Source organism: Methanobrevibacter filiformis, assembly GCF_001639265.1.
GTDB lineage: Archaea > Methanobacteriota > Methanobacteria > Methanobacteriales > Methanobacteriaceae > Methanacia > Methanacia filiformis.
Genome location: NZ_LWMT01000146.1, coordinates 1 through 1627, shown reverse-complemented (window position 1 = coordinate 1627; position 1627 = coordinate 1). Strand labels below are relative to the sequence as shown.

Here is a 1627-nt window from a genome sequence, read left to right as displayed (position 1 = left end):
GAGCTATGTCTTATTTAAAACCAATAATTGAAAGACAGAACGATGAATTAAAATGGACCTAAATGTTATGATAAATCATTATTTTAGTAATAATCAATTTTTCAGGAGGCAACTTTTTGACACAAACCTATTATTCATAAATGTAGAATTAGTTAGGTTGAAATTACTAACATTATTATAAATAGCTCCACCATTAGTAGCACTATTATTCATAAATGTAGAATTAGTTAGGTTGAAATTACTAACATTATTATAAATAGCTCCACCATTAGTAGCACTATTATTGTTAAAAATAAGGTTAATAAATGTGGAATTTAAAATATTAGAACTTTTAGGACCATTGAGATAAATAGCTCCACCATTATTAATTGCTAGGTTACTTGTAAAGTTAGAATCAATTATTTTAAAATTATTGCTAGTATCATTGTTGTAGATAGCTCCACCAAAATTAGCACTATTATTTATAAATTCAGAGTTAGATATGGTTGTATTAGCATTAATTATATACAATGCACTACCATTTCCATCACTACCATTTACATTACCATTGACAAATGTTAAGTTAACAAGAGTAAGTGATTGATTAATATCACCAATATTTACATTAAATATTCTTCCATTATTTAATCCATCCAATATTACTTTTCCACTTAATGTAGTTTCTCCAAGTAAGATTACACTTGAATTTATTGTGAGGTTTGTGTTGTTTCTTGTTAGGTTATTATTGTTGTTGTAATTACCTCCAGCTATGTGTACTACTCTTACAACGCCATAGTTTGAGACTAGTTCCAATGCTTTTTCAATTGTTCTAACTGAATCAATCCAACTAAGACCATTATTGTTATCATCTCCTCCAGTTCCATTAACATAAATATCAGTGAGATTTACATTAGTTATATTAAATGTTTTTGTGAAGTTATCAACAGTAAATGTTACAGTTTCTCCAGTTGTTGGATTAAATGGAACTGAATATGAATTAGAATAGTTAGGATTAAAAGTCGTTGCATAACTACTAATTGTGGTTATTGTTCCATTAAAATCTGGGAGATTATTTGTAAATGAGTCTGAGGTGTTTAGTTTGATTACATAATCAAATACAATGTTTTTAGTTCCATATTCGATGTGATTTAATAAAACATCTACGACGAAATAGTTTGTTAAATTAATATAGTTTAAAAATGTTGTATTGTATTTTACAGAGTTTAAAAGAGGATTAGTGTTATTTCCCCACCAATTATAGCTAGCATTAACATTTACAAAGTTAACATTAGTACCATTAACATATAACTGACCTTGTACTGTGTTATTATAAAAGCGATTGTATGTAATAGTTACATTTGAGTTATTAGAATATATTGCTCCTCCATAGTTTGCTGTGTTATTTACAAAGTTAGAGTTAGTAATAACAGTATTATTACTTAATACAAGATATAATACTCCTCCATTATCAGCAGAATTACTACTATAGTATGATACCTATTTTTTGACAATATATTCATCTATCCAATTTTCGACAAAAGATATTTCATCAACTAATTCGTAGTATAATTTAACCACTTCCTTTTTTAGGTATTCAATATCTGGAATGGGGTTTCTATGTAGTATATTTTTCATAGTTCTCCATAGT

At 27.2% G+C, this 1627-nt stretch carries 1 protein-coding gene; it reads right to left on the bottom strand.

Annotated elements, in window-relative coordinates; genetic code table 11:
* Positions 1-93: 93 nt before the first annotated feature.
* Entirely contained in the window at positions 94-792 is a 699-nt protein-coding gene (locus tag MBFIL_RS10800; RefSeq protein ID WP_066971837.1) for a hypothetical protein, read from the bottom strand.
* Between the last annotated feature and the right edge of the window lie 835 nt (positions 793-1627).